The sequence below is a fragment of the Streptomyces sp. NPDC057616 genome, assembly GCF_042800575.1.
GTDB lineage: Bacteria > Actinomycetota > Actinomycetes > Streptomycetales > Streptomycetaceae > Streptomyces.
Map to the genome: position 1 here is coordinate 15,336 of NZ_JBHVGU010000011.1, position 25,926 is coordinate 41,261.

Here is a 25,926-nt window from a genome sequence, read left to right on the forward strand (position 1 = left end):
GAGTTCTTTGTACTGCTGGGCCCGGATGGCGCGGGCAAGTCCTCCGTCATGACAGAGCTGTCGGCCTCGCTGCCCGGCTGGCGGACGCTGTCGACCGACGGCGAACACGTCCGCGAGGAACACCGGTTGATCGCCAGGCTGCGCCGCGACGTGGTCGAGGACGTCCTGCCGGAAGTCGGTGGAGCGTACTCGACCGAGTTCCTCGCGAGCCTGCTGCAGACCGCCGTCGTCCACCTGCGGGACCAGGTGGAGCACACGAACCCCGCGGCGCCGCTGCTCGTGGACTCGTACTACTACAAGATCCTCGCGAAGTGCCGGCTGGCCGGCCTCGACGAGAATCCCATGTATGCCTGGTGGCGCTCCTTCCCCCAGCCGCGTGCGGTGATCTATCTGGACGTGTCGCCGAAGTCCGCCTGGCGGCGCTCGGGCGACGGGGCGCGGCTCAACCGGCTGGAGCACTACGGCACGAGGCCCGAGTGGTTCGCCTTCGAGAGCTATCAGAAGAATCTGCGGAAACTGATGCTCGAGGAGGTGCGGCGGCTGCCGGTGACGATGATCGGCGAACAGCCGAGCACGGCCCGGACCGCGCAGGCCGTGCGGGAGGTGCTCGCCGCATGAGCGCACCCCAGGGCTGGGGAACCCCCGGCCACGCCGACCGCTACCGGCAGCGGGTACTGGCCGAGCGCCGCCGACTGGCCGCCGAGCACGCGGACATGCGGGGGCGGCAGCGGCAAGTCCTCACCGATCTGTTGGAGTTCAACGCCGGAACGGAGTTCGGCAGGAAGCACGGCTTCCGGCACATCCGTGGGATCGACGACTTCCGCCGGGCCGTCCCCGTGCAGGACTACGCCGCGCACGCACCCCTGATCGAGCGCATGGCCGCGGGTGAGGAGAACCTCCTCACCGCCGACGCGCCGGTCGTGTACTTCACCAGCAGCGGAAGCACAGGTGCGCACAAGAAGATCCCGGTCACTCCCCGGTTCATGCAGACGACGTTCTTTCCCTTCTACTATGCGGCCTGGGCTCCCCTCATCGAGCACGTCCCGGAGGTGATGCACCGCCCCGACGCCGTGCTCAACCTCAAGCACGATCCGCTGACCGCCCCGTCCACCACGGCGAGCGGGCGCCCCCATGTCGGCGCCAGCCAGGTGGACTTCGGGGCCCGGTTCGGCGAGCCGCTCTCCGCCGAGCTGGGCACCGCGGCGCCGTGGGCGGCACTGCCCGTGGACGTCGCGCCCGACGACCACCTGGAGAAGTCGTACCTGCGCCTGCGCCTGGCGGTCCAGAGCGATCTGCACGGGCTCGTCGGCATCAATCCGGCGATGATCGCGGCCGTTCCGTACCAGCTGAACCTGTGGTGGCCGCGGCTGGTGAAGGAGGTACGCGACGGCACCCTGGGCGGCCTGCCGTACGGCTCCCCGGACCCGGAGCGGGCTGCCGAACTCGAGCTCCTCGCCGACTACTTCGGCGCCGTCCGCCCGGCCTGGATCTGGCCCCGCCTGCGCGCACTGTTCTGCTGGACGACCGGTGTGGCATCGCTCTATCTGCCCGCGTTGCGCGAGGAGTTCGGCACGGGGGTCAGCGCGCTGCCCGCCCCTGTGGCCGCGTCCGAGGGCCCGGTGGGAGTGCCGCTGGACCGGCACGCCTCGGCCGGAAGCCTGGTCCTTTCGGCGTCCGTGTACGAGTTCGCGGATGCCGAGGCCGACCTGGCGCCCGGCACCGAGACGCTGCTCGCGCACGAGCTGGAGGTGGGCCGCGAGTATCACGTCGTCTTCAGCCACGTCGGCGGGCTCTACCGCTACGCCGTCGGTGACGTGGTCCGTGTCGTGGATCGTGTCGGAGATGTGCCCCGTGTGGAGTACGCGGGCCGCGCCACCCGCTGGGACGCGGTGGGGGAGCGGCTGCGCGAGGCGCACGTCGTCCGGGCGCTGCGCACCGCGCTGTCGAGCACCGGCCTCGAACTGCGCAACGTGGCATGCCGCGTGGAGCGGGCGGCCGGACTGCCCGCCGGGCCCGGGGGGTCCCGCCACTCCCCTACGGCCGCGCGGTACGTGTTCGCGATCGCTCCCCGGACTCCCTGGGCCGGAGCGGAGGCCGAGCGGTTCACCGCTCTGCTCGACGGCGCGCTGGCGGGAGAGTCCCCCGGGTACGCCCGGGCCCGGGCCGACGGCCGGCTCGCGCCCCCTGACCTGCTCCTGCTCGACGCCGCGGCTTTCGACCGCGACTGGCACGCGTCGGTGGGCGGCGGCATCCGCCCCACGCAGGTCAAGGACCGCCTGTTCCGGCAGGACGAGGCCCAGTGGCGGCGCCTGACCGGTGCCGCTACTCCGCCGCCCGGCGGCCGGGCAAGTGACGAGCGACAAGGAGAGCGAGCATGACGGAGCTGCTGAACCCGGTGGAGCGGACCGCCCTGCTCACCGCCGCCCTGCGCGCGGCAGAGACCCGGCGCGACGACAGGCTCTACGAGGACCCCTACGCCGCCCGGCTTGTGGGCGAGACCGGCCCCGAGCTGCTGGCCGAGGTCCAGGACGCGACGTACCCGCCCGATCGTCCGCGGAGCCTGCCCAGCACCCCCGACTACAACGCCATCAGGACCCGGTTCTTCGACGACTACCTCCAGCGCTCTGCCGCGGAGCCGGAGATGACACAGATCGTGCTGGCCCCGTCCGGCATGGACTCCCGGGCCTACCGCCTGCGGTGGCCGGACCACGTCCGCTACTTCGAGATCGATCGCCCCGCCGTCCTGGAGTTCAAGGCCGACCGGCTGGCCGGCGTGAGTGCGCGGGTGGACCGTCGCTCCGTGGCCGTCGACCTCACCGACGACGACTGGGAGCAGCGGCTCGTCGCCTCCGGTTACGACCCGGTGCTGCCGTCCACCTGGCTGCTCGAGGGGCTGCTGTACTACATCCCCGAGCAGGACACGCGCCGCATGCTGGAGCGTGTCGCCGCGATCACGGCACCGGGCAGCCGCATCGCCGCCGACCTCGTCAACACTGCGGCGCTCACCCTGCCCCCGATGCGAGGGCTGCTGGACCTCTTCGAGCGCTGGGGCTGCCCGTGGCTGTTCGGCAGCGACGAACCCGAAGCGCTCTTCGACGGCCACGGGTTCGATGTGCGGGCGGTGCAACCGGGAGAGCCGGGCGCGGACTTCGGACGCTGGCCCGACCCGGTTCCCGAGCGGCACGTCGAGGGCGTACGCAGGGTGTTCTTTGTCCATGGCCGGCGGCGATGACCGCGCCTGCCGTGGTGGTGGGCGGCAGCGTCGCGGGCCTCGCCACCGCGCTGGCGCTGGCCGGGAAGGGCTGTCGCGTACGCGTCCTGGAAGGCGCCCCGCCACCGCCCGAGGGCCCCGCGGCCAAGGTCGCCGAGCTGTGGCGCAGGCCCGGGGTCCCGCAGAGCGTCCAGTCGCACGTCCTCACCTCGCTCGGAGTGCGAGTGCTGCGCACGAGCGCCCCGCGGGTGCTGGAGGCCGCACTCCGGGAAGGCGCCCGGCTGCTCGATCTCACGGAGGCGGCGCCGCGCACGGCGGGCGGGTTCGTCAGGGAGGCGGCCGACGAGGAGTTGGTGGCCCTGGCCGTGCGCCGCCCGGTGTTCGAGCTCGTGCTGCGGGACGTCGTACGGTCCCTGCCGAACGTCGAGATCAGCCACGGGCAGAAGGTCTCCGGCCTGCTCATGGACGCGTCACGGTCCAGGGCCCGCGGTGTCGTCACCGAGAGCGGTGAGCGTGTCCCCGCACGGTTCGTCGTGGACGCCACCGGACGCACGGGCGCGTCCCGGTCCTGGCTCGGCGCCCTCGGTGTGCACGTCGCGCCCGACCTGGTCGCCCCCACGCACCTGCGCGCATTCACCCGCTTTTACCGCCTGAGGTCCCCAGGTCCCCAAAACGCCCTTCCCGGTCCGCTCAACCGCGGCAATGCCGCCGGCGGGATCTGGGACCACTACGCCGCGGTCGCCCACCCGGCCGACAACGGCGTCTTCGCGCTCACGCTCGGAGTGCCGACGGGGGATCCGGCGACAGCAGCCCTGCGGACGGCACGCGCCTTCACCGCGGCGGCCCGGCTGTCGCCCTGGCTCGAACCGTGGGTCGCGCCGGACGTCGCGGAGCCCATGGGGCCCGTGCGGACGATCACGATGCCCCGCAACGTGCTGCGCGCCGTCGTCCTGCCCGCCGGCCCCGCCGCACCCCACCAGGCGCTCGTGGCGGGGCTGTTCTCCGTGGGGGACTCGGCGTGCGTCACCGACCCGCTGTTCGGCCGCGGGATGTCGCTGGCCCTCGCGCACGCCTTTCGGCTGGCGGACCTGCTCGACTCCCCTACGGCGGCGGGAGAGCCGCCGGGCGAGGGCGCCGCCCGGCTCGCCGACGAGCTGTACCGGCCGTGGTTCGAGCAGGCGGTCCAGGACGACGCGGCGCGCATCGAGCTGTGGCGAGCGAGGGCGGACGGAACAGTACCGGTGCTTCCGGAACAGGCCGTTCCCGGCCGCCCGTCGCTCGCCTCGGTGGCACGTGCCGCCGAGGCGGACGCCACCGTGTGGCGTGGTTTCACCCGCGTCCTCATGGGCCTGACCACTCCGGCCAGGTGTTACGACAACGAAGCGTTCCGCGACCGCGTACGCGCCGCCCCCGAAGCCGCCGCGGCCGGTGGACCGCGGCCGCCCACCCGGGAGGACCTGGTGCGGGCCATCGCCGCGGCGGAAGGGGCATGAACCGTGCAGAGCCGTCAGCGAGTGCTGCTCGCGCCCGTCACCGTCACCCCCTCCAAGCCACTGACGCCCAGCCATCTCAAGGGCCTGCTGTGGACGGACGTGATGTTCCGCGCCACGGCGCACCTGGCCGACGTGACCTACCGCTACAGCCACACGGCCTACCACCCCACTGAACAGACGCTCGGATTCTGGGAGTTCCTCGACCGGACCCAGGGCGACATCGACTACACGGCCCTCTCGGAAGAGGACATCGGCGAACTCTATGTGCGATACCGGACAGACCAGCGGGCGAACGGCACGCATCCCTCGGCCGACGCCCTGCGCCCGTACGCCGAATCCGTCGAGACCAGCGGGTGGGTGCACCCGGCGAGTACCCGGGTACTGCGCCTGTGGGCCGAGCACTACGCCCAACTCGGCCTGCACGACCCTGGACTGATGGATCATCAGCCACCAGGGCTGGGGCTGGAGGAGATGGTCGAACGGCTGGTCGCCCTCGGTATGGGCCTGGACCACCGGGACAGCGGCGGCCCGGCCTTCCTCGACGCGACACGCTTCGGGCTGCCGCTGCGCCAGATCGTCGCCGCGGACGGGCGCCCCAACTACCTGGCCTGCGCCCTGCGTGACCTGCTGCCGCTCGCCACCGAGCACGACGAGGTCGTCCTGTTGTACGACCGTGAGCTCGACCCCGACTACCAGTTGCTGGAACGCGTGCTGACCGTCGCCGGCGCGCAGGTGCGGCGGGTTGCGATCGGCCGGGTGCCCATCGACGGACGGATCACCTCCGCCCGGCACGGGGGCTGGCACGACCACACGGTGGGTGCCCTGCTGCGGTCCGTCGGTACGGACTGCGACCCGGCGGTGCGCCGGCTGGGCATGCGGCTGTACTTCATCGCGATGCTCGGGCCGGGGCAACAGCAGTCCTTCCGACGGGACTTGCTGACCAAGAGTCTGGGGCGAGCCGAGAAGCTGCTGAGTCATGCGGTCACCGGGGGCGGCCCGGAGGCGAATCGGGACGCGCTGCGGCGACACCGGCACGGTCACACCTACGTCGATCCCTATCGGCTGACCTCGTTCCTGCTGGGCCGAGGCCGCCCGGCGCCCGATCGCGACCTGCTCTCGGCGGTGTTCGTATGACCCTGTCCCCCGAACTGCTGCTCACCGCTGCCGCGCAGCGGGTCAGGGCCGTGCGCCCGGATCTGTCGGCACACCTGGATCTGTCCAGCCCGCGGTCCCTGCAGGCGGCGAAGGAGGAGATCGCCGCCCGGGACGCGTCCGACCGGCAGGACGAGGCGACCGTCGTCGCCGTCATCAGGGGGGTCCGGCTCACCGAATGGGTGCCGGAGACCTGCCGGTTCGCCCTCTCCCTGGCGCCGGAGCAGGCGGAACGCTGGCGGCGCTCCTTCACCCGCACCCTCTACCTGGCCGGACGCCCGGAGAACCTCCGGGAGCGATTCAGGTTCGCCCACGTCGCTGCCGACGGTTCGGCGGCCTGGGCGGGCCCGGCCACTGACGCGGAGACCGCTCCGCTGCGCAGACTGCTCAAGACGTTCAGCGGACGACGGAACCTGACGGCCTGGACCCCGGCCACCGTCCGGATTCCCCCCGTCGGCAGCCCGGGACCACGCCACCGCACGCGCCCTGCCGTCCACCGCGATCTGTACCTCGCCACGGACGGCCTCACGGTCGCCGGCGCGCTCGTCCAGCTGAGCCACCTCCTGGCCGAAGCGGTCATCGACGGACTGATCGCCCCCGGGGATCGCCTGACCCTGCGCTCCGTGCCGCAACTGCCCGGTGCGTCCGCGGCGTACGCCGCCCTGCGCATCGACACCGACGCACACCACCCGCCCGCACTCCGGGCCTACGCGGGACTGACAGAGGAGATCTGAGATGACCCGACCCCTGCGCGCCGCCGCGCCGGAGACGACCCGCCCCATCCGCTTCGGAGTGCACGGATCGTCCCGTCTGGCCGAGCGCATCGTCACCGCCATCGGATACGGCCGGGAAGAGATCGAGTTCGTCCCGTACGACGTCATGGAGCCGTTCCGCCCGCTGCGTGACGGCCGCATGGACCTCATGATCGTCAAGTACGGCCTCCTGGAGCCGGACATCGTGTCCAGCAGGCCCGTGGCCTTCGACGGACGCGCGGTGCTCGTCTCCGCGAGCCATCCCCTCGCCCGCCGGGACACAGTGTCGGTCGAAGACGTCGCCGCCTACGACGCGTTCACGTGCCCGGGGGACTTCCCGCCGTACGTCTGGGACAAGGTCGTACCACCCACCACCCCGGGCGGCCTCCCGATCCGTCGTGTCCACCCGATGACCACACTGCAGGCGATGGCCGCGATCCTCACCCGGACGGATGCCGTGCACCTGTCCTTCCAGTCACTCGACATGGTCGTGCCACCCGAGATCAGGGTGGTGCCCGTGCACGATCTGCCGGCCGCGCCGGTCTCCCTGGCCTGGCTGCGGGACAGAAGGCCCTCGCCCGGGGTGGCGGCGTTCATCTTCGACGCCGAACGGGGCATGGAGCTGTGACCCGCGCCGACACCACCGCGGTCGTGCTGCTGCACGCCCTCCCGCTGAACTCCTCGATGTGGGACACCCAGGCCCGTGCGCTCCGGTCGCGCGGCCACACCGTCGTCGCCCCGGACCAGAGGGGCTTCGGAACCACCCCGCTGGGCACCTCACCGCCGTCGCTGGACGTCGTGGCCGACGACCTGGCCGGGCAACTCGACGAGCGGGGGATCGACCGTGCCGTCCTCGCCGGGTGCTCGATGGGCGGCTATGTGGCGATGGCCTTCCTGCGGCGCCATCGCGACCGCGTCCGGGCCCTGGCCCTGCTGTCCACCCGAGCCCGCGCGGACACGCCCCAGGAGGCCGCCGGGAGAAGGGCCTTCGCCGCTCTGATGCTCGACGACCAGGCCCGCGACCAGGTCGTCGAACGCACCACGCCGGCCCTGCTCGGCGCCACCACGCGGGCCCGGCGACCCGGCACGGCGACGCGGGTCACGGCGATGGCGACCGCCGCCGCCCCGGCCTCCGTCGCCTGGGCCCAGCACGCCATCGCGGCACGCCCGGACAGTCTGGACGTCCTGCGCGCGGCGGATCTGCCCACCGTAGTGATCAACGGCGAGGAGGACGAACTCGTCTCCGTGGAGGACGCGCGAGCCACGGCGCAGGCCCTCCCGCGAGGAAGGCTCATCAGCGTTCCCGCCTCCGGCCACATCCCGCCCCTCGAAGCACCGGACGCGATCACGGAAGCCCTCGTCGCCCTGCTCGACGAAACATCAAGGCAGGAGCGGACGGCGGCGGTACGGAGCGAGGCCGTGCGCAACACTCCGGAACGGAACGGAGCGGCGGCATGGTGACCGGGGACCACGCCTCCTGGGGTTACACCACGTCCACCGGACTCGGGTTCACCCACGAGGAGATCGTCGACGCGCACTTCGAGGCCTGCGCGCCGCAGTACCGTACGGCCTTCGAACTGGCGGGAATCCAGCCCGGCTGGCATGTGCTGGACGCGGGCTGCGGCACCGGCGCCTTCCTCCCCTGGCTCGCCGAGGCGGTCGGCCCGTCCGGCCGGACGGCCGCCATCGACCTGGCGGAGGAGAACGCGTCGCTCGCCGCCGCGCGGATGGACGCCTGGCGGGCCCGGCATGACACGGGTGAGGTGGAGGTGCGACAGGGCGACATCCTCCGGCTGCCCTACGCGGACGCAACCTTCGACGCGGTTTGGTGCGCGAACACCACGCAGTATCTGAACGACGAGGAACTCGCCCGGGCCCTACGGGAACTGCGCCGCGTGGTTCGGCCGGGGGGCGTTGTCGCGGTCAAGGACCTCGACGCCAGCCTGATCACCGTGCGCCCGGGTGACCCCTTCCGGTTCATGGACCATTTCCGCAGAGCGGCCGAAACCCCGGGCTACGCACGCCAGTTGCTGCGTACCCGCGATCTTTGGCGCTGGCTCGCCGGGGCCGGACTGGTCTCGGTGCGACAGCAGACGATGCTGATCGAGCACCATGCGCCATTGCGGCCGGCGGTCCTCCGGTTCTACGGCCTCGCGTGCGCGCGCCTCGCCGAGCAGGCCGTGCGCATGGGCTGCGGTGAGGCGTGGCGGACACTCCTCGACCCGGACGGCGAGACCAACCCCCTGCGCGACCCGTACGGCTACGTCAGCGAGGGAAACACCGTCGCGCTGGGCACGGTGCCGGAGCGCGGTGGATCAGGGCACTCCTGACGCGCCGGCCGAGGTCGAGGGTGAGCCGGTCGTGGCTGCCGTCTGACTCACGCTCCGGGTGATCCGGAGTGTGCGCAAAGGGGAGGGGCTTCTGCGTGTCCGGATGAGCCCACCCGATCTCGCGGGGTCGCGGTCCCGCGGGGTCGGCTCAGCCGGTGGGGGCCCCGACCCCGGCTCCCGCTTCGGCTTCCGCCGCGGTGCCCTCCTCGGTCCCGGCCCCGTTCCGGACGCCGTCCCGCGCGGGCACCGTCGCCGTCACGGCTGCCGGGTCCGTGACGCCCTCGGGGCGCAGCCGGGCGATGGTGGCGGGATGGGCGACGGACGGCAGGATGTGACGCCACATCACGGCGACGCGTCCGTGCAGATCGGCCCGGCGGTTGATGGCCTCGGACACCAGCTGGACGCCGGTGAAGGTGGCGACGATGAACTCCCCGGTCTCCCTGGGGACGACCTGGGCCAGCACCTCGCCCTGCTCCTGCCCCTCGGACAGCAGCCGGGTGGTCAGGTCGAACCAATCGCCCCACGGGTGGGTGCCGTTGAAGAAGACGCCCTCGATGGACAGCCGCGTGCCGGCCCGGGCGATGGCGTCGTGGCGCAGGCGATGGGCGAACTGGTGCGTGATGTCGATGATCGACTGCAGGGGGGAGAGCTGCGGCTCCACGCTCACCAGGCCGGTCTGCTCGTCCATGATCGCCTGGGCGAGCGACTCCTTGGAGGGGAAGTGGAAGTACATCGCGCCCTTGGTGACGTTCGCCCGGCGCAGGATCTCCGAGGTGGCCGCACGTTCGTAGCCGTACTCGGCGAACACGCTCGCCGCGGCTTCCACGATCGAGCGCCGTGTCTGCAGCGCGCGAGCCTGCTTGGCCATTTCTTTCCCTCCGGCCTGTAGTTTTGCGCCAACTCTACCCGACCACCCGGTCTGTTTCCGATAGTCGTTCTTCGAGGTCAGCTAGGGGTTATGTGCCGTCCATGTCGGCCAGTCTGATCTGCCGGTGAGCTGAACCACGGAGCCTGTGACATAGTTCTGCCGTGAGAAGAGACCAGATGGTCTGTTTCGAGTTCGGCAGACCCGTCCCGTCAGCCGAGCCTGAGGCCGTTCTCGTCGTCGGCGGCACAGGGTTCATCGGCTCCGCCGCCCTGCGGGCCCTGACCGCCTCGCAGCAGCGGGTTGGCGCGGTGAAGGCGCTGGTCAGACGGGTACCCGAGGTGTCCGAGGCGGTGCCCGGAGTCGAGTACGTGACCGGCGACCTCACGGACCCGGGCTCCCTGCGAGGGGTCTGCCACGGCATCCGCACCGTGCTCCACTGCGCCTCGTACATCGGCGGCGACGAGGCACGGTGCCGGGCGGTCAACGTCGACGGCACCCGTGCCCTGCTGGCCGAGACGGCACGCGCCGGGGTCCCGCGGACCGTCCTCGTCAGCACCACCGCCGTCTACGGCGCCGGTCCGCACCGCGATCTCACCGAACACGACCACACCCCCCTGCCCGCCTCTCCCACCAGCCGCAGCCGGCTCCAGGCCGAGCAGGCCGTCCTGGCCGCCGGCGGCTCGGTGCTCAGGGCGCCGCTCGTGTACGGCGCCGGGGACGTGTGGGTGGTCCCCTCCATCGCCGAACTCCTGCGGCGCGTACCGGCGTTGCCCGGAGACGGCACCGCCCGGCAGTCGCTGGTGGCGGTCGACGATCTGGCGCGGCTGCTGGCCGTCCTCGCGTGGACACCCGAACGCATCCCGCCCCGCAGTGTCCATCACGCCGCCCACCCGCACGCACCCACGCTGCGTGAGTTCGTCTCGCTGCTCGGTGACACGGTCGGTCTGCCGGTCCCCGCCGGGGTGCTCGCCCTCGACGACTACCTGGCACGTCTGCGCGAGGCGCCCGGGAGGGTCAGTGCGCACCAGGCCGGTCTGCTCGCCGAGGATCACTGGTACCGCTCCGCGCTGTGGTCCCGCGTCGACTGCTCGACCGGACCGGGCCACCGTGTCCGGCTGACCGAGGCGGCGCCGTGGTACCGCGGTGTCCTCACACCCCGGTCGCCCTCCACGAGCGACGCCGTGTGAGCCGACGCCCATGTTTCACGTGAAACACAGCCGGGGGACGGGAGACCCTCAAGTCTCCCGTCCCACAACGAAGTTCGGTACGCAGAAGATCATCGACCGTCGTCGCGCTTCGCGGCCTCCTCCTCGGCTTCCTTGGCCTGCACCTCAGGGTCCAGCACCGACTTGCCGCTGCCGTCCACCGACGTCAGCCGGCTCGACTCCGGGACCTCGGTCGCCGCGGGTGGCTCGACCAGCCAGTCCGGGTTGGCCTGCTTGTCCCACCACTTCCAGGCGGCGAAGGCGCCACCGGCGACCGCGCCGATCACCAGAAGGAACTTCACCGCACGGCCGGCCTTCGCGCGCCGCTCGTGCTTGCGGATCAGCTTCTGGAGTTCCTTGGGCGACACCTGGCCGCGCAGTGCGACCAGCGCGGCGGCACCGCGCGCGGCGGCCTCGTCCTTGATGGGGCCGGCGGCGGCGACCGCCTGCTCGATCCTGGGCCGGGAATAGTCGGCGGCCTGCCGGGCGGCCAGCCGGGTGCGGACGGCGGCCTCATGGGCGGCCTGGTCGACCTTCGGCGGCACATGGGTCATGGCCTGCTCAAGGCGTGGCGCGACATGGGCGTCGTACCGGACGCGGGCCTGATCGGCGGCCTGCGACACCTTCGGCGCGAGCCGTACGCGTGCCTCGTGTGCGTAGTGCGCGGCCCTGTCCTTGGCCGTGTCGGCGTAGGGCGCCACCACTTCCGCGGCGTGCAGCACGCTGTCCTTCGCCGAACCGGTCGCGGCGCGCACGCTGTCGATGCGGGTCACGGGTTCCTCCTCCTCGGTGGCGTACGGTATTTCGACTTTCCACCCTTTTACGGATCATGCCTTCGAACAGACCCCGGGGCATGTGAGGGCGGGCATCCGGGTCATGCAAACCGACTCCGGACCAACTCCGATCAAGAGCCGATCAAGAGCCGAGTGAGTCCAATAGAGGATGAATACGGGGCAACAGGCGCTTGTCGTCGACAATGCCACGGATCGCCGCCGAGCGCTCCCGGCCCGGACGGACTCGGCTGTTTTTACTGCAACCGACTTCCCCATATCCGCATCTGTAGACGGCCGTCAGGCCACGAGTGACGTGGACCGTGCGAGGATCGGGGCGTCACAGGAAGACAACGGAAGGCAGATCGTGGCCGAGCAGCTCTACGCCACCCTGAAGACCAACAGTGGCGACATCGAAGTCCGGCTCCTGCCGAACCACGCGCCCAAGACGGTCCGCAACTTCGTCGAGCTCGCCACGGGTGGGCGGGAGTGGACCAACCCGTCGACGGGCCAGAAGTCCACGGACAAGCTGTACGACGGCACGGTCTTCCACCGGGTGATCAGCGGATTCATGATCCAGGGCGGTGACCCGCTGGGCAACGGCACCGGCGGCCCGGGGTACCAGTTCGAGGACGAGTTCCACCCCGACCTCTCCTTCAACAAGCCGTACCTGCTGGCCATGGCCAACGCCGGCCCGGGCACCAACGGCTCGCAGTTCTTCATCACGGTCTCCCCCACGACGTGGCTGAACCGCAAGCACACGATCTTCGGCGAGGTGGCCGACCCCGCCAGCCAGAAGGTCGTCGACGCGATCGCCACCGCGCAGACCAACCCGCGCACCGACCGCCCGCTCAACGACGTCGTCATCGAGTCGGTCGTCGTGGAGACCCGCCAGAGCTGACTCGCCGCAGGGCAGGAACCAATCGCCCCGCTCATCCGTAAAGATGGGCGGGGCGGTGCTTTTGTGCACGGCGCACCAACGACGACGTAGGGGATCTCATGGACCAGGCGCCAGGCAGCCCGCAGGGCCCGGAGGATCAGGGACCTCAGCATGCCCAGAGCCTGCCCGGCTGCTACCGCCACCCCGACCGCGAGACCGGCATCCGCTGCACGCGGTGCGAGCGGCCGATCTGTCCCGAATGCATGGTCGACGCCTCCGTGGGCTTCCAGTGCCCCGAGTGCGCCCGCGGCGACTCCGGCACCGGTCACGCGCCGGCGGCGTCCCGCCCCCGCACGCTCGCCGGGGGCAGCGTGGCCGCCGATCCGCGGCTGGTCACCAAGGTGCTGATCGGCATCAACCTGGCCGCGTTCCTGGTCCAGATGTCCGTGGGGGACCGCTTCACCAACCGGTTCGAGCTGATCGGCCAGGCCTACGTGCCGCTCCTGGGCGACGTCGAGGGCATCGCGCACGGTCAGTACTACCGGATGCTGACCGCGATGTTCCTGCACGGCAGCTACATCCACATCCTGTTCAACATGCTCAGCCTGTGGTGGATCGGCGGTCCCCTGGAGGCCGCGCTCGGCCGCGCCCGCTACGTGACCCTGTACTTCGTCTCCGGACTGGCCGGCAGCGCGCTCACCTACCTGATCGCGGCCCCCAACCAGCCCTCCCTGGGCGCCTCCGGCGCGATCTTCGGCCTCTTCGGCGCGACCGCGGTCCTGATGCGCCGCCTCCGGTACGACATGCGGCCGGTCATCGCGCTGCTGGTGATCAACCTGATCTTCACGTTCGGCTGGAGCAACATCGCCTGGCAGGCGCACATCGGCGGCCTGGTCGCCGGGGTGATCACCGGCTACGCGATGGTGCACGCCCCGCGCAAGCACCGCGCCCTCGTGCAGTACGGAACCTGTGCGTTCGTGCTGGTCGTCGTCGTGGTCATGACCCTGGTCAGGACGTTCCAGCTCACCTGATGTGCCTGGTTGTCCACAGCGGGTGGCGAATCTTGTGCATAGCGTGCAGGAACAGCTGTGCCCCCTGTCGCTGACCGTGTTTGTGCAGGTCAGGCAGGGGGCGAACAAGCTTGCGAAGAGCCTTGTGATGGTCGTACCGGCGTCAACGCCCGATGAGTTATCCACAGATCGTCGTTCTTTATCCCCAGGGGCTCTGTGGATTTTTCTTCAGGCTGTGGATAACTCAGCGGATAGCCCTGGGCAGAGCTATGTTCACCGGGTCGTGGCCCCGGCTTCGGCCGCTACTTCCACTGCGTGGAGACGCCGAATCCGGCGGCGATGAACCCGAAGCCCACCACGATGTTCCAGTTGTCCAGCTGGTCGATGGGCAGGGAGCCGTCGCTCACGTAGAAGACGACGATCCAGGCGAGCCCGATGAGGAACATGGCCAGCATCACGGGCGCGACCCAGGCACGGCTGTTCAGCTTGATGCTGGTCGTCTGCTTCGCCGGCGGCGGCGTGTAATCGGCCTTCTTGCGGATACGTGACTTCGGCACGAGGGTCTCTCCTGTCGATGCGCTGCGTGGCCGCGCAGGGAACTGTGGCTGGCTCCGGGGCAGCGTACAAGGGGACTCTTTGGCTCCCCCGGGCGTCCGTTAGCGTAGTGCTTCCGCGGCGCCGAAGGAGATAAGGGTACGTTGAGCAATTCTGCCGACTCCCCCCAGGCCGGATCCAGCCCTGACCGCAGGCGGGGTTTCCGGCCCGTCCGTGTGCTCACGGTGGCCGTCTTCGCCCTCGCGGGACTCATTTTCTTCACCAGCTTCAACACGGCCAAGGGCACCAACATCCGCACGGACACGTCCTTGCTGAAGCTTTCCGACCTCATCCAGGAGCGCAGCCGCAAGAACGGCGGCCTGGACGACTCCAACGCCCGCCTGCGCCACGAGGTGGAGTCCTTCGCCGAGCGCGACGACGGCAGCAGCAAGGCGCAGGACGAGAAGCTCGCGGGTCTGGAGAAGAGCGCGGGCACGCAGAAGGTGAAGGGGACGGCGATCACCGTCACGCTCAACGACGCCCCGCCGGACGCCACCGCCAAACTCCCCGGCTATCCCGAGCCGCAGCCCGACTACCTGGTCATCCACCAGCAGGACCTGCAGGCCGTGGTGAACGCGCTGTGGCAGGGCGGGGCCAAGGGCATCAAGGTGATGGACCAGCGGCTCATCTCCACCAGCGCCGTGCGCTGCGTGGGCAACACCCTGATCCTCCAGGGCCGCGTCTACTCGCCGCCGTACAGGATCACGGCGGTCGGCGACCCCGACAAGCTGAACAAGGCGCTCTCGGCGTCCACGGCGATCCAGAACTACATGGTCTACGTGAATGTCTACGGCCTCGGCTGGAAAGTCACTCAGGACGGGACGGTGACTCTGCCCGGCTACTCGGGCACAGTGGATCTGCACTACGCCCAGCCCGTGGAGTGAACCGGACCGTCTCGGGAGCTGCCGGTGCGTCTCGTCATCAGGACCGTCAGCGAGCTGTGCATCACCGTGGGCACGCTGATCGTCCTGTTCGTCGTCTACATCCTGTTCTGGACCGGTGTCAGTGCCAACGGCGCGATGAACCACCAGATCGACGTCCTGCACCACCAGTGGTCCCGGCGGACCGCGCATCCCACGGCGACGGCCGCGGCGGGCAGCTCGGCGAGTCCCCCGAAGCCGGCACCGTACGTCGCGGGAAAGCCCTTCGCGATCATGTACATCCCGCGGCTCGGTTTCACGTGGAACAAACCCGTGCTGGAGAACACCGAGGTGAGCACCCTGAAGAAGGGGCTCGGGCACTACGCGAACACCGCCCAGCTCGGCCAGGAGGGCAACTTCGCGGTCGCCGGGCACCGGCGCACGTACGGGGATCCGTTCGTGGACTTCCCCAGGCTGCGGCCCGGTGACGCGGTCGTGCTGACCGACGGGACCACCTGGTTCACGTATCGGATCGACAAAGGCCCCTACAAAACCGTGCCCACGGACGTTGAGGTGATCGACCCTGTGCCACGTAAGTCGGGGTATACGCGCGAGGGCCGCTATCTCACGCTGACCACGTGCGATCCGGAGTGGGGACACAGCCATCGCCTGATCGTGTGGGCACACCTGGATTCCACACAGCCTGTGGACGCCGGGAAACCAGCGGCCCTGCGCCGTTAGTCTGGTGCGGGTACGGCGTGCATCTGGTGCCGTGACGGAACGGAAGGGACGGCATGTACGGCTGGATCTGGCGGCATCTGCCGGGGAACGCGTGGCTGAAGGCGCTGATCTCCCTCGCGCTGGTCCTGCTGATTGTCTACGTCCTCTTCCAGTACGTCTTCCCGTGGGCCGAACCGCTGCTGCCCTTCAACGATGTGACGGTGGACAACCAGTGAGCGCACGGATTCTCGTCGTCGACAACTACGACAGCTTCGTCTTCAACCTCGTCCAGTACCTGTACCAGCTGGGTGCCGAGTGCGAGGTGCTGCGCAACGACGAGGTCTCGACGGCGCACGCTCAGGACGGCTTCGACGGGGTGCTGCTGTCGCCCGGCCCGGGCAAGCCGGAGGAGGCGGGCGTCTGCATCGAGATGGTGCGGCACTGCGCGGCGACCGGGGTGCCGGTCTTCGGCGTCTGCCTGGGCATGCAGTCGATGCAGGTGGCGTACGGCGGGGTGGTGGACCGCGCGCCGGAGCTCCTGCACGGCAAGACCTCGCTGGTCGAGCACGGGGGCAAGGGCGTTTTCGCCGGCCTGCCGACGCCGTTCACCGCGACCCGCTACCACTCGCTCGCCGCCGAGCCGCAGACTGTGCCGGCCGAGCTGGAGGTCACGGCCCGCACGCACGACGGGATCGTCATGGGCCTCAGGCACCGTGAACTCCCGGTCGAGGGCGTGCAGTTCCACCCCGAGTCGGTGCTGACCGAGCACGGCCACCTGATGCTGGCCAACTGGCTGGTGGAGTGCGGCTACCAGGACGCGGTGGCGAGGTCGGCGGGGCTCGCCCCGGTGGTGGGCAGGGCCACGGCGTGACCGCGCTGCGCCCCGAGCGCGAGTCCGGCGCCTCGTACGGGCAGCAGCCGTACGAGGCGTCCGGTGCGTTCGAGGAATGGTCCGTCGGGCAGCAGGCGTATCAGCCGCCGGCCGACGAGACCGCGTATCTGCCGCCCGTCGACGACGAGACGGTGGCGCTGCGGATACCGGAACCGCCGCCCAGCGGGTCCATACCGTCCTCTGCCGCCTCAACAACCCCATCAGACACAGGAACCGCCACGGGTGGCCGTGCGGCCCGCAGAAAGGCCGCCAAGCGCCGTCATGGGCGTCATGGCGGGCATGCGGCGGGTGCCGCGGCTTCGGCCGGGGTTTCGGCCGGGGGTTCGAGCGCCGGTGAGGCCACCTCGTCGGCGCCGCTCTCGCGCGTCGAGGCGCGCCGGCAGGCCCGCGCCCGCAAGCCCGGTCCGGCGGTCGTGGCGAGCCGTGCGGTCGGCGAACTGTTCATCACCACCGGTGTGCTGATGCTGCTGTTCGTCAGCTACCAGCTGTGGTGGACGAACGTCCGCGCGCACGCGGCGGCGGACAAGGAGACCAGCAGCCTCCAGAACGACTGGGCGAGCGGCAAGCGCGCGCCGGGCACGTTCGAGCCGGGGCAGGGCTTCGCGATCCTCCACATCCCCGAGCTGGACGTGGTCGTGCCGATCGCCGAGGGCGTCAGCAACAAGAAGGTGCTCGACAAGGGCATGGTCGGCCACTACAGCGAGGGCAAGCTGAAGACGGCGATGCCCTCCGCCAAGACCGGCAACTTCGCGCTCGCGGGCCACCGCAACACCCACGGCGAACCGTTCCGGTACATCAACCGGTTGAAGAAGGGCGACGAGGTCGTCGTCGAGACGCAGGACGACTACTACGTCTACAAGATGACGTCGACGCTGCCGGTGACGTCGCCGAGCAACACGAGCGTGATCTCGCCCGTGCCGCCGCAGTCGGGCTTCACCGGGCCGGGGCGGTACATCACGCTGACGACCTGTACTCCGGAGTTCACCAGCAAGTACCGGTTGATCGTCTGGGGCAAGATGGTCGAGGAACGGCCGCGCAGCAAGGGCAAGCCGGATGCGCTCGTCGAGTAGGGGCAGATGAACGTGGCAGCGACCACCGACGGCACTCATGAGGACACCGACGCGCCCGCGGCGCCACCGGCGGGGCGCCGGCGACCGGGCCCCGTCGCCATGGCGGTGAGCGTCTTCGGCGAACTCCTCATCACGGCGGGCCTGATCCTGGGCCTGTTCGTCGTCTACTCCCTGTGGTGGACGAACGTCATAGCCGACCGCAAGGCGGACAAGGAGGCCGACCGGGTCCGTGACACCTGGAGCCACCAGGACACCGGGCCCGGCGCGCTGAACACGAAGAACGGCATCGGCTTCCTGCACGTCCCCGCCATGAAGAACGGCGAGGTCCTGGTCGAGAAGGGCACCTCGACGAACGTCCTCAACGACGGCGTCGCCGGCTACTACACCGACCCCGTCAAGGCCGCCCTCCCGATGACCGGCAAGAAGGGCAACTTCACCCTCGCCGCCCACCGCGACGGCCACGGCGCGAAGTTCCACAACATCGACAAGCTCCGCAAGGGCGACCCGATCGTCTTCGAGACGCGCGACAAGTGGTACGTCTACAAGGTCTACGACATTCTCGACGAGACCTCGAAGTACAACGTCAAGGTCCTCTCGCAGGTCCCGAAGGAGTCGGGAAAGACCAAGGCCGGCCACTACATCACGCTGACGACGTGCACCCCGGTCTACACGAGCCGCTACCGCTACGTCGTCTGGGGCGAACTGGTCCGCGTCGAAAAGGTCGACAGCAAGCGCACGCCGCCGAAGGAACTGGGCTAGGAGCCGAAGCTCCGACGCCAAGAGCCCCGGGCCCCCGCGAAAAGGGGGCCGGGGCTCTGTCGTGGCTGTCGGTGGAACTCAGCCGGTACCGCCGAAGAAGTTGGTACCGCCGTTGTTCCCGCCGTTGTTCCCGCCACCGCCCACGGTGACCAGGTTGACCGTGCTGCCCTGGTCGACCGTGCTGCCGGGGGCCGGGTCCGAGGTGACCACGATGGCGTTGTCGTCCTGGGACCCCTGGATGTTGCCCACCTGCAGGCCCGCCTGCTGGAGGGCGTTCTTGACGTCCTTCAGCTTCTGGCCCTGGAGGTTCGAGGGAACCTGGGTCTGCTGGTTCTGCTGGGCCTTGCCGATCTGGATGTTCACCGAGGAGTTCTTCTTGACCTGGGTGCCCGCCTGCGGGTCGGTGCTGACGACCTTGCCGACCAGGTTCGGGTCCTGGGTGTCGACCTCGGTGCAGTTGCCGGTCAGGTTGTTGGCCGTCATCTGCGCCTTGGCCTCGTCACAGCTCTTGCCGGAGACGTCGGGGACGACGGATTTCTCGGCGGCCTTGGCGATCGTGAGGGTGATCGTGGAGCCCTTCTGGACTTCCTTGCCGAGTCCCGGGTTCTGCTCCAGGACCGTGTTCGGCGGCTCCGAGGACTCCTGCGTCTTCGTCTCGACGTTGAACTTGTACTTGTCGTCCTCGAGGATCTGCTTCGCCTCGTCGAGGGTCTTGCCGAGCACGCTCGGTACGCCCACCTTCGGCGCCCCCGTCGACACCACGAAGTCGACAGCCGACCCCTTCTTGACGTCCGAGTTCTTCCCCGGGCTCTGCGAGCAGACGTTGCCCTTCGACTGGTCGTCGCACGGCTGCCGCTTGATGGTGCCGACCTTCAGGTCGCTGTTGTTCAGCAGCTGTTTGGCGTCGGCCTCGGTCTGGCTGACCAGGTTGGGCACCGCCACCGTGTCGTTGCCGACACCGCCGTTGCCGCTGAACGCCCACTTGCCGATCAGGATCGCGCCCACCAGCACCAGGATGCCCGCCAGGACCAGCAGGATCGTCGAGGTGTTGGACTTCTTCTGGCGGCGGCGGTCCGGGCGGTCGTCGTAGCCGTAGCCGCCGTCGTCCGGGTTCATCGGCGGCAGCATCGATGTCGCGCCGCCGTCCGCGGCGCGCAGGGCCGTGGTCGGCTGGTCGTCGCCGTAGCCGCCGTAGCCGACCGATCCCATGGCCGCCGTGGCCGCGACGGGCTGGCCGTCGAGGCAGGCCTCGATGTCCATGCGCATCTCGTCGGCCGACTGGTAGCGGTAGTTGGGGTCCTTGACCAGGGCCTTCAGTACGATCGCGTCCATCTCGGGCGTGATCTCGGGGTCGAAGACCGACGGTGCCTGGGCCTCCTCACGCACGTGCTGGTACGCCACCGCCACCGGGGAGTCCCCGACGAACGGGGGCCGCACGGTGAGCAGTTCGTAGAGCAGACAGCCCGTGGAGTACAGGTCGGAACGCGCGTCGACCTGCTCACCCTTGGCCTGCTCGGGCGAGAGGTACTGCGCGGTGCCGATGACCGCCGCGGTCTGCGTCATCGTCATGCCGGAGTCGCCCATGGCGCGGGCGATGCCGAAGTCCATGACCTTGACCTGGCCGTTGCGCGTGAGCATGACGTTGGCCGGCTTGATGTCGCGGTGGACGATGCCGTTGCGGTGGGCGTACTCCAGGCCCTGGAGGATGCCGACGGTCATCTCCATCGCGCGCTCGGGCAGGAGCTTGCGGCCGGAGTGCAGGAGCTCGCGGAGCGTGGAGCCGTCCACGTACTCCATCACGATGTACGGGATCGAGACCCCGTCGATGTAGTCCTCGCCCGTGTCGTAGACCGCGACGATCGCGGGATGGTTGAGCGAGGCGGCCGACTGGGCCTCCCGGCGGAACCGGGCCTGGAATGACGGGTCGCGTGCGAGGTCCGCCCGCAGCGTCTTCACCGCCACCTGGCGCCCGAGACGGGTGTCATGCGCGAGGTACACCTCCGCCATGCCACCACGACCGAGCACCTGGCCCAGTTCGTACCGGCCGCCGAGGCGACGCGGCTCTTCCATAGCTACCTACCAGCCCTCTCCGTCGGTCCCGGCCGTCACTCGTGTGCGGCCGGAGGCTGCCGTCCGGGCCTACCGTACCCGGATCGCATTGTGTGACCTGGCCAAGCCCGTCACCCGATACAGGACCGGTATCGCAACGTGCACCGATGTGAAGGGGACGTGAGCGGGGTCACTTCTTGGAGTTGATGACCGCCTCCATCACGCTCTTGGCGATGGGCGCCGCGAGACCGCCGCCGGAGATGTCGTCACGGTTGGCGTTGTCGTCCTCGATGACCGTCGCTACGGCCACCGGCGAGCTGCCGTCGGGGAGCTTGGCGTAGGAGATGAACCAGGCGTACGGGTTCTTGCTGTTGGCGACGCCGTGCTGCGCGGTACCGGTCTTGCCGCCCACGGTGACGCCGGGGATCTGGGCGTTGGTGCCCGTGCCCTCCTTGACCACCGTCTCCATCATCGACTGCAGGATCTGCGCGTTCTTCGACGACAGGGGCTGGCTCATCTCCTGCGGGTCGGTCTGCGCGATGGTGTCGAGGTTCGACGACTGGAGCTTGTCGACCATGTACGGCTTCATCAGCTTGCCGTCGTTGGCGACCGCGGAGGCGACCATGGCCATCTGCAGCGGGGTCGCGGCGGTGTTGTACTGGCCGATCGAGGACAGCGCGGTCTGCGAGGAGTTCATGTTGTCGGAGAACACGGAGGCCGCGGTGCGCGTCGGCGTGAACTGCTCCTCGTCGAAGCCGAACTTCTTCGCCTCGGCGAGCATCTTGTCGTTGCCGAGGTCCGAGCCGATCTTGCCGAACACGGTGTTGCAGGACACCCGCAGGGCGGTCCGCAGCGTCGCGTTCTTGCAGGGGATGTTGCCCTCGTTCTTCAGCTCGGTCGTGGTGCCCTTCATGATGTAGGGCAGCGGCGAGTCGGTGTTCTCGTCGGCGGAGTTGTACAGGCCGTTCTCCAGCGCCGCCGCGGCCGTGACCACCTTGAAGGTGGAGCCCGGCGGGTAGACCTCACGCAGCGCCCGGTTGAGCATCGGGTCGTTGGGGTTGACCTTCTTCTGCAGCTTCTGCCAGGCCTTGGAGTCCGTGTCCGTCGAGTTGCCGGCGAAGGACGAGGGGTCGTACGACGGGTAGGAGGCCAGCGCCAGGATCTTGCCCGTCGACGGGTCGATCGCGGCGACCGCGCCCTTGCCGCCCTGCGACTTCAGGCCGTTGTACGCGGCCTTCTGCGCGGCCGCGTTGAGCGTGGTGACGACGTTGCCGCCCTGCTTCTGCTTGCCCGTGATCATGTCGAGGGTGTTGCGGAAGAAGAGCCGGTCGTCGGTGCCGGTGAGGATGCCGTCCTCGATGGACTCCAGCTGGTTGGCGCCGAAGGCCTGCGAGGCGTACCCGGTCACCGGCGCCCACATGGCGCCGTCCTTGTAGGTGCGCTTGTACTCGAGGTCGTTCAGCCCGCTCTTGCTGGTCTTGGTGGAGCCGGTGATCGGGTCGCCGTCGACGATGATGTCGCCGCGCGGCGTGGAGTAACGCGCGATGGTGACGCGGCGGTTCTTCGGGTCGTCCTTGAGGCTGTCGGCCTTGACGTACTGGAGCCAGTTGTCGCGCAGCAGCAGCGTGAGGACCAGCAGGCCGCAGAAGATCGCGATCCGGCGCAGGGGCTTGTTCATGACGGGCGGACCACCTGGGTCATCTCGGCGTCGGGGTTGCCGGCGGGCGCGGGCGCCGGGCGGCGGGCGGTGTCGCTGATGCGGATCAGGATGCCGATCAGCGCCCAGTTGGCGAGGACCGACGAACCGCCGTAGGCCATGAACGGCATGGTCATACCGGTCAGCGGGATGAGGCCCATCACACCGCCGGACACGACGAAGACCTGGAGCGCGAAGGCGCCGGACAGGCCGACGGCGAGCAGCTTGCCGAACGGGTCGCGGGCGGCGAGGGCGGTGCGCACGCCGCGCTCCACGATCAGGCCGTAGATCAGCAGGATCGCCATGATGCCGGCCAGGCCCAGCTCCTCGCCGAAGGTGGCGAGGATGAAGTCGGAGTTGGCGGCGAACCGGATGAGGTCCGAGTGGCCCTGGCCGAGGCCGGTGCCGAGGGTGCCGCCGGAGCCGAAGGCCCACAGCGCCTGCATGGACTGCTCGGAGTGGCCGACGACGCCCTGCTGGCTGAGCGTGTACTCCTTCATCGGGTCCAGCCAGGCCTGGACGCGCTGCTGCACGTGCGGTTCGAAGCTCGCCACACCGACGGCGCCGGCCGCGGACATCAGCAGACCGAAGACGATCCAGCTGGTCCGCTCGGTGGCGACGTACAGCATGATGACGAACATTCCGAAGAACAGCAGCGAGGTGCCGAGGTCGGTCTCGAAGACCAGGATGAGGATCGACATCAGCCAGACGACCAGGATCGGTCCGAGGTCGCGGCCGCGCGGCAGGTACAGGCCCATGAAGCGGCGGCTGGCGAGGGCCAGCGCGTCGCGCTTCACCATCAGGTAGCCGGCGAAGAAGATCGCCAGGGCGATCTTCGCGAACTCACCGGGCTGCAGGGAGCCGAGGCCCGGGACGCGGATCCAGATCTTGGCGCCGTAGATGTTGGCGCCGAGGCCGGGCACCAGCGGCAGGATGAGCAGCACCAGCGCGCCGAACATCGAGATGTACGTGTAGCGCTGCAGGACGCGGTGGTCCTTCAGGAAGATCAGCACCACCACGAACAGACCGATGCCCAGCGCGGTGTAGAGCAGCTGACGGGGCGCGGCCTGGAAGTAGTTGGGCAGCGACTGCAGCAGCTTCGACTGGTCCAGACGCCAGATCACCACCAGGCCGAGGCCGTTGAGCAGGGTGGCCAGCGGCAGCAGCATCGGGTCGGCGTACGGCGCGAACTTCCGTACGGCGAGGTGTCCGACGGCGGCGAGCAGGCCGAGGCCGAGCCCGTAGCTCAGCAGGCCGGCCGGCACCTTGTCGTCGATGGCCAGGCCCACGTTGGCGTAGGCGAACACCGGGATGGCCACCGCGAACACCAGGAGCGCGAGCTCCGTGTTGCGCCGGCTCGGTGCGCCGATCGCGCCGATCGTGGACGTGTGATGCGTCGATGTGTTGGTAGTACTGCTCATCGTGTGACAGGGCCTCTCACGGCTTGCCTACTGCTTACCGCACAGCGAGACGACCTTCTGCTCATCCTCCGAGAGGCTGGGGCCGGGGCTGGGGGTGGGAGCGGTCGCTGACTTGGACGGTTTCGGTGAGGTCGAGGGGCTCGGTGATGCCTTGGACGTGAGTGAGGTCTTGGTGGTTCCCGTGGTACCGCCCGCCTCACCCGTGCCGGTCTTCGAGTTGTTCTCGCTCTCGGCCGCCTGCCGCTCGGACTCCTTCTTGCAGGCGGAGGCCTGCACGCCGAGCTCGTCGATCTTCGACTGGGCGTCGGTCAGACCGCCCTCGGCGATCGTGTTCTTGACCTGCTTCTGCTGGTACGGCGGCAGGTACTTGAGTTCGATCTCGGGGTGGTCCTTCTCCACCTTCGACAGCGAGACCCAGGCCAGGTCCTGGCTGATGCCCCGGTACAGCGCGACGTGTTCGTCCTTGGTGCCGACGTAGTACTGCGTCTGCGTCCAGCGCCAGCCGCCGTACAGGCCGCCGCCGATGACGGCGAGCGCGAGCACGATGTAGAAGGATCTCTTCGCCCACCTGCGGCCCTTGCGGGGCTTGACGAAGTCGTCGTCGGTGTAGTCGCCGAAGCTGCCCGCCGGGACGTAGCCGGTGGTGTCGCCGGAGCCGGGCGGGCCGAACTCGCCGCCCCCGCCCTGCCCGGGCACCTGGCGGCCGAGGCCGGAGGCACGGCCCGCGGGGGTCTGCATGATGCCGTTGTCGTGCTGCTGGTGCTGGTTCTCGGCGACCGCGCCGACCACGACCGGGGTGTCGGAGAGCTGCCCGGCGAGGGTGTCGGAGGTGTCCAGGTCCAGCACGTCGGCCACGATGACCGTGATGTTGTCCGGGCCGCCGCCGCGCAGCGCGAGCTGGATCAGCTCCTGCACGGTCTCCTGCGGGCCCTGGTAGCTGGCGAGGGTGTCCTCGAGCGTCTGGTGCGAGACCACGCCGGACAGACCGTCGGAGCAGATCAAGTACCGGTCGCCGGCGCGTACTTCACGGATCGACAGATCGGGCTCGACGTGCTCGCCGCTGCCCAGCGCCCGCATCAGAAGGGAGCGCTGGGGGTGGGTGGTGGCCTCTTCCTCGGTGATGCGGCCCTCGTCGACCAGCCGCTGCACCCAGGTGTGGTCCTGCGTGATCTGGGTGAGGACGCCGTCGCGCAGCAGGTACGCGCGCGAGTCGCCGACGTGCACGAGGCCGAGCCGCTGGCCGGTCCACAGCAGGGCGGTGAGCGTGGTGCCCATGCCCTCCAGCTGCGGGTCCTCCTCGACCATCGCGCGCAGCTGGTCGTTGGCGCGCTGCACGGCGGTGCCGAGGGAGGTGAGGATGTCGGAGCCCGGCACGTCGTCGTCGAGCGCGACGATGGTGGAGATGGCCTCGGAGGAGGCGACCTCGCCGGCCGCGGCGCCGCCCATGCCGTCGGCGATCGCGAGCAGGCGCGGACCGGCGTATCCGGAGTCCTCGTTGCCCTCCCGGATCATGCCTTTGTGCGATCCGGCGGCGAAGCGCAGTGACAGACTCATGCGCACCTCGCCCGTCGGCTCCGGGTACATCCGCACGGTGCCCACCCTCCGGTCGGGAGCGCGCCGAGGCCCCTGGTGGGGGCCGCCGCTGCGTGCTCGCTCCGCTCGCTCATTGTCGTACTACTTCCGCAGCTCGATGACTGTCTTGCCGATGCGGATCGGCGCGCCCAGCGGAATCGGCGTGGGGGTCGTCAGCCGGCTCCGGTCGAGGTACGTGCCGTTGGTGGAACCCAGGTCCTCGACGATCCAGTTGCCGTCGCGGTCCGGGTAGATCCTGGCATGGCGGCTGGAGGCGTAGTCGTCGTCCAGCACGATCGTGCTGTCGTGCGCCCGGCCCAGGGTGATGGTCTGGCCCTGCAGCGCGACGGTCGTGCCGGTGAGGGTGCCCTCGGACACGACCAGCTTGGTGGGGGCGTTGCGGCGCTGGCGGCCGCCGCCGCCCTGCTGACGCTGCTGCGGGGGCGCGGCCTGCTGCCGGGCGGCCTGCTGCGGCCGTCCGCTCTCGCGCCGGGACCCGCGCTGAGTGACGCGCGTTCCGAACAGGTCGCTGCGGATGACCTGCACGGCCACGATCACGAACAGCCACAGTACGGCCAGGAAACCCAGCCGCATGACCGTGAGGGTCAGCTCTGACATTGCC

26 protein-coding genes are annotated in these 25,926 nt (G+C 69.8%); 18 read left to right on the top strand and 8 right to left on the bottom strand.

What is annotated here, in order from left to right:
- Positions 1-48 precede the first annotated feature (48 nt).
- From ACFU97_RS15540 to ACFU97_RS15580, 9 genes are read left to right on the top strand one after another with little or no spacing between them, the layout of a single operon-like run.
- Positions 49-618: a hypothetical protein gene (locus ACFU97_RS15540; RefSeq protein ID WP_384256031.1), complete on the top strand. Its 570-nt coding sequence runs from the start codon at positions 49-51 to the stop codon at positions 616-618.
- The gene (locus ACFU97_RS15545) at positions 615-2,378 is read left to right on the top strand and encodes a GH3 auxin-responsive promoter family protein (RefSeq protein ID WP_384256034.1); all 1,764 of its coding nucleotides are present in this window, start codon (positions 615-617) and stop codon (positions 2,376-2,378) included. Before ACFU97_RS15540 ends, ACFU97_RS15545 begins: the two co-directional genes overlap by 4 nt.
- Positions 2,375-3,232 carry an SAM-dependent methyltransferase gene (locus ACFU97_RS15550; protein ID WP_384256036.1) on the top strand — a complete coding sequence of 286 codons (858 nt, stop codon included), beginning with the start codon at positions 2,375-2,377 and terminating at the stop codon, positions 3,230-3,232. Before ACFU97_RS15545 ends, ACFU97_RS15550 begins: the two co-directional genes overlap by 4 nt.
- Positions 3,229-4,704: an FAD-dependent monooxygenase gene (locus ACFU97_RS15555; protein ID WP_384256038.1), complete on the top strand. Its 1,476-nt coding sequence runs from the start codon at positions 3,229-3,231 to the stop codon at positions 4,702-4,704. Before ACFU97_RS15550 ends, ACFU97_RS15555 begins: the two co-directional genes overlap by 4 nt.
- Before the next feature lie 3 nt (positions 4,705-4,707).
- Complete coding sequence (locus ACFU97_RS15560) at positions 4,708-5,838, top strand: hypothetical protein (RefSeq protein WP_384256041.1); 1,131 nt, start codon at positions 4,708-4,710, stop codon at positions 5,836-5,838.
- A complete protein-coding gene (locus tag ACFU97_RS15565) occupies positions 5,835-6,590 on the top strand; it encodes a DUF6182 family protein (RefSeq protein ID WP_384256043.1) in 756 nt (251 codons plus the stop codon). The genes ACFU97_RS15560 and ACFU97_RS15565 overlap by 4 nt, the downstream gene beginning before the upstream one ends.
- A 1-nt stretch (position 6,591) precedes the next feature.
- Entirely contained in the window at positions 6,592-7,236 is a 645-nt protein-coding gene (locus tag ACFU97_RS15570; protein WP_384256046.1) for a substrate-binding domain-containing protein, read from the top strand.
- Positions 7,233-8,069 carry an alpha/beta fold hydrolase gene (locus ACFU97_RS15575; protein WP_384256048.1) on the top strand — a complete coding sequence of 279 codons (837 nt, stop codon included), beginning with the start codon at positions 7,233-7,235 and terminating at the stop codon, positions 8,067-8,069. Before ACFU97_RS15570 ends, ACFU97_RS15575 begins: the two co-directional genes overlap by 4 nt.
- A complete protein-coding gene (locus ACFU97_RS15580; protein WP_384256050.1) occupies positions 8,063-8,938 on the top strand; it encodes a methyltransferase domain-containing protein in 876 nt (291 codons plus the stop codon). The genes ACFU97_RS15575 and ACFU97_RS15580 overlap by 7 nt, the downstream gene beginning before the upstream one ends.
- 148 nt (positions 8,939-9,086) lie before the next feature.
- On the opposite strand, the gene ACFU97_RS15585 is transcribed toward ACFU97_RS15580, so the two are convergent.
- Positions 9,087-9,806, bottom strand: a complete 720-nt coding sequence (locus ACFU97_RS15585; protein WP_384256053.1) for a ScbR family autoregulator-binding transcription factor — start codon at positions 9,804-9,806, stop codon at positions 9,087-9,089.
- Between the two features lie 161 nt (positions 9,807-9,967).
- On the opposite strand from ACFU97_RS15585, the gene ACFU97_RS15590 reads away from it, so the two are divergent.
- Positions 9,968-10,993: an NAD-dependent epimerase/dehydratase family protein gene (locus ACFU97_RS15590; protein ID WP_384256055.1), complete on the top strand. Its 1,026-nt coding sequence runs from the start codon at positions 9,968-9,970 to the stop codon at positions 10,991-10,993.
- 89 nt (positions 10,994-11,082) lie between these two features.
- Here the strand turns inward: ACFU97_RS15590 and ACFU97_RS15595 are convergent, their stop codons facing one another.
- Positions 11,083-11,784, bottom strand: coding sequence for a DUF5324 family protein (locus ACFU97_RS15595; RefSeq protein WP_384256058.1), 702 nt, complete (start codon positions 11,782-11,784; stop codon positions 11,083-11,085).
- Between the two features lie 364 nt (positions 11,785-12,148).
- Here ACFU97_RS15595 and ACFU97_RS15600 point away from each other — a divergent pair, with 364 nt between their 5' ends.
- Together ACFU97_RS15600 and ACFU97_RS15605 are read left to right on the top strand one after the other, a co-directional pair.
- Positions 12,149-12,682: a peptidylprolyl isomerase gene (locus ACFU97_RS15600; RefSeq protein WP_384256060.1), complete on the top strand. Its 534-nt coding sequence runs from the start codon at positions 12,149-12,151 to the stop codon at positions 12,680-12,682.
- Between the two features lie 98 nt (positions 12,683-12,780).
- Complete coding sequence (locus ACFU97_RS15605; RefSeq protein WP_384256063.1) at positions 12,781-13,692, top strand: rhomboid family intramembrane serine protease; 912 nt, start codon at positions 12,781-12,783, stop codon at positions 13,690-13,692.
- A gap of 281 nt (positions 13,693-13,973) precedes the next feature.
- Here the strand turns inward: ACFU97_RS15605 and crgA are convergent, their stop codons facing one another.
- Positions 13,974-14,228, bottom strand: coding sequence for a cell division protein CrgA (gene crgA, locus ACFU97_RS15610; protein WP_384256065.1), 255 nt, complete (start codon positions 14,226-14,228; stop codon positions 13,974-13,976).
- 141 nt (positions 14,229-14,369) lie between these two features.
- Here crgA and ACFU97_RS15615 point away from each other — a divergent pair, with 141 nt between their 5' ends.
- Genes ACFU97_RS15615 through ACFU97_RS15640 form a run of 6 tightly spaced genes read left to right on the top strand, consistent with a single transcriptional unit; the run spans position 14,370 to position 18,566 of the window.
- Positions 14,370-15,149: a DUF881 domain-containing protein gene (locus ACFU97_RS15615; RefSeq protein WP_384256068.1), complete on the top strand. Its 780-nt coding sequence runs from the start codon at positions 14,370-14,372 to the stop codon at positions 15,147-15,149.
- Positions 15,150-15,173: 24 nt separating this feature from the next.
- Complete coding sequence (locus tag ACFU97_RS15620; RefSeq protein ID WP_384256070.1) at positions 15,174-15,866, top strand: class E sortase; 693 nt, start codon at positions 15,174-15,176, stop codon at positions 15,864-15,866.
- A gap of 53 nt (positions 15,867-15,919) precedes the next feature.
- Entirely contained in the window at positions 15,920-16,081 is a 162-nt protein-coding gene (locus tag ACFU97_RS15625) for a hypothetical protein (RefSeq protein WP_384256072.1), read from the top strand.
- Positions 16,078-16,716 carry an aminodeoxychorismate/anthranilate synthase component II gene (locus ACFU97_RS15630; RefSeq protein WP_384256075.1) on the top strand — a complete coding sequence of 213 codons (639 nt, stop codon included), beginning with the start codon at positions 16,078-16,080 and terminating at the stop codon, positions 16,714-16,716. The genes ACFU97_RS15625 and ACFU97_RS15630 overlap by 4 nt, the downstream gene beginning before the upstream one ends.
- Positions 16,713-17,807, top strand: a complete 1,095-nt coding sequence (locus ACFU97_RS15635; protein ID WP_384256077.1) for a class E sortase — start codon at positions 16,713-16,715, stop codon at positions 17,805-17,807. Before ACFU97_RS15630 ends, ACFU97_RS15635 begins: the two co-directional genes overlap by 4 nt.
- Positions 17,808-17,813: 6 nt before the next feature.
- On the top strand, positions 17,814-18,566 hold the full coding sequence (locus ACFU97_RS15640) for a class E sortase (RefSeq protein ID WP_384256079.1): 753 nt from the start codon (positions 17,814-17,816) through the stop codon (positions 18,564-18,566).
- Between the two features lie 78 nt (positions 18,567-18,644).
- Here the strand turns inward: ACFU97_RS15640 and pknB are convergent, their stop codons facing one another.
- The 5 genes from pknB to ACFU97_RS15665 form a co-directional block, all read right to left on the bottom strand.
- The gene (gene pknB / locus ACFU97_RS15645) at positions 18,645-20,636 is read right to left on the bottom strand and encodes a Stk1 family PASTA domain-containing Ser/Thr kinase (protein WP_384256081.1); all 1,992 of its coding nucleotides are present in this window, start codon (positions 20,634-20,636) and stop codon (positions 18,645-18,647) included.
- 169 nt (positions 20,637-20,805) lie between these two features.
- Positions 20,806-22,293, bottom strand: a complete 1,488-nt coding sequence (locus ACFU97_RS15650) for a peptidoglycan D,D-transpeptidase FtsI family protein (RefSeq protein WP_384256084.1) — start codon at positions 22,291-22,293, stop codon at positions 20,806-20,808.
- Positions 22,290-23,732 (bottom strand): FtsW/RodA/SpoVE family cell cycle protein, encoded by a 1,443-nt coding sequence (locus ACFU97_RS15655; protein WP_384256086.1) that lies wholly within the window; start codon positions 23,730-23,732, stop codon positions 22,290-22,292. The genes ACFU97_RS15650 and ACFU97_RS15655 overlap by 4 nt, the downstream gene beginning before the upstream one ends.
- Before the next feature lie 27 nt (positions 23,733-23,759).
- Complete coding sequence (locus tag ACFU97_RS15660) at positions 23,760-25,316, bottom strand: Stp1/IreP family PP2C-type Ser/Thr phosphatase (protein WP_384256523.1); 1,557 nt, start codon at positions 25,314-25,316, stop codon at positions 23,760-23,762.
- Positions 25,317-25,406: 90 nt separating this feature from the next.
- Positions 25,407-25,922 carry an FHA domain-containing protein gene (locus ACFU97_RS15665; RefSeq protein ID WP_384256089.1) on the bottom strand — a complete coding sequence of 172 codons (516 nt, stop codon included), beginning with the start codon at positions 25,920-25,922 and terminating at the stop codon, positions 25,407-25,409.
- Positions 25,923-25,926: the final 4 nt, after the last annotated feature.

What these genes read in the sequence shown, in the direction of transcription:
- ACFU97_RS15540 (WP_384256031.1), top strand. Translation starts at nt 49, where the DNA reads ATGACAGAGCTGTCGGCCTCGCTGCCCGGCTGGCGGACGCTGTCGACC.
- ACFU97_RS15545 (WP_384256034.1), top strand. Translation starts at nt 615, where the DNA reads ATGAGCGCACCCCAGGGCTGGGGAACCCCCGGCCACGCCGACCGCTAC.
- ACFU97_RS15550 (WP_384256036.1), top strand. Translation starts at nt 2,375, where the DNA reads ATGACGGAGCTGCTGAACCCGGTGGAGCGGACCGCCCTGCTCACCGCC.
- ACFU97_RS15555 (WP_384256038.1), top strand. Translation starts at nt 3,229, where the DNA reads ATGACCGCGCCTGCCGTGGTGGTGGGCGGCAGCGTCGCGGGCCTCGCC.
- ACFU97_RS15565 (WP_384256043.1), top strand. Translation starts at nt 5,835, where the DNA reads ATGACCCTGTCCCCCGAACTGCTGCTCACCGCTGCCGCGCAGCGGGTC.
- ACFU97_RS15570 (WP_384256046.1), top strand. Translation starts at nt 6,592, where the DNA reads ATGACCCGACCCCTGCGCGCCGCCGCGCCGGAGACGACCCGCCCCATC.
- ACFU97_RS15580 (WP_384256050.1), top strand. Translation starts at nt 8,063, where the DNA reads ATGGTGACCGGGGACCACGCCTCCTGGGGTTACACCACGTCCACCGGA.
- ACFU97_RS15585 (WP_384256053.1), bottom strand. Translation starts at nt 9,806, where the DNA reads ATGGCCAAGCAGGCTCGCGCGCTGCAGACACGGCGCTCGATCGTGGAA.
- ACFU97_RS15605 (WP_384256063.1), top strand. Translation starts at nt 12,781, where the DNA reads ATGGACCAGGCGCCAGGCAGCCCGCAGGGCCCGGAGGATCAGGGACCT.
- ACFU97_RS15625 (WP_384256072.1), top strand. Translation starts at nt 15,920, where the DNA reads ATGTACGGCTGGATCTGGCGGCATCTGCCGGGGAACGCGTGGCTGAAG.
- ACFU97_RS15640 (WP_384256079.1), top strand. Translation starts at nt 17,814, where the DNA reads ATGAACGTGGCAGCGACCACCGACGGCACTCATGAGGACACCGACGCG.
- pknB (WP_384256081.1), bottom strand. Translation starts at nt 20,636, where the DNA reads ATGGAAGAGCCGCGTCGCCTCGGCGGCCGGTACGAACTGGGCCAGGTG.
- ACFU97_RS15650 (WP_384256084.1), bottom strand. Translation starts at nt 22,293, where the DNA reads ATGAACAAGCCCCTGCGCCGGATCGCGATCTTCTGCGGCCTGCTGGTC.
- ACFU97_RS15655 (WP_384256086.1), bottom strand. Translation starts at nt 23,732, where the DNA reads ATGAGCAGTACTACCAACACATCGACGCATCACACGTCCACGATCGGC.
- ACFU97_RS15660 (WP_384256523.1), bottom strand. Translation starts at nt 25,316, where the DNA reads ATGTACCCGGAGCCGACGGGCGAGGTGCGCATGAGTCTGTCACTGCGC.
- ACFU97_RS15665 (WP_384256089.1), bottom strand. Translation starts at nt 25,922, where the DNA reads ATGTCAGAGCTGACCCTCACGGTCATGCGGCTGGGTTTCCTGGCCGTA.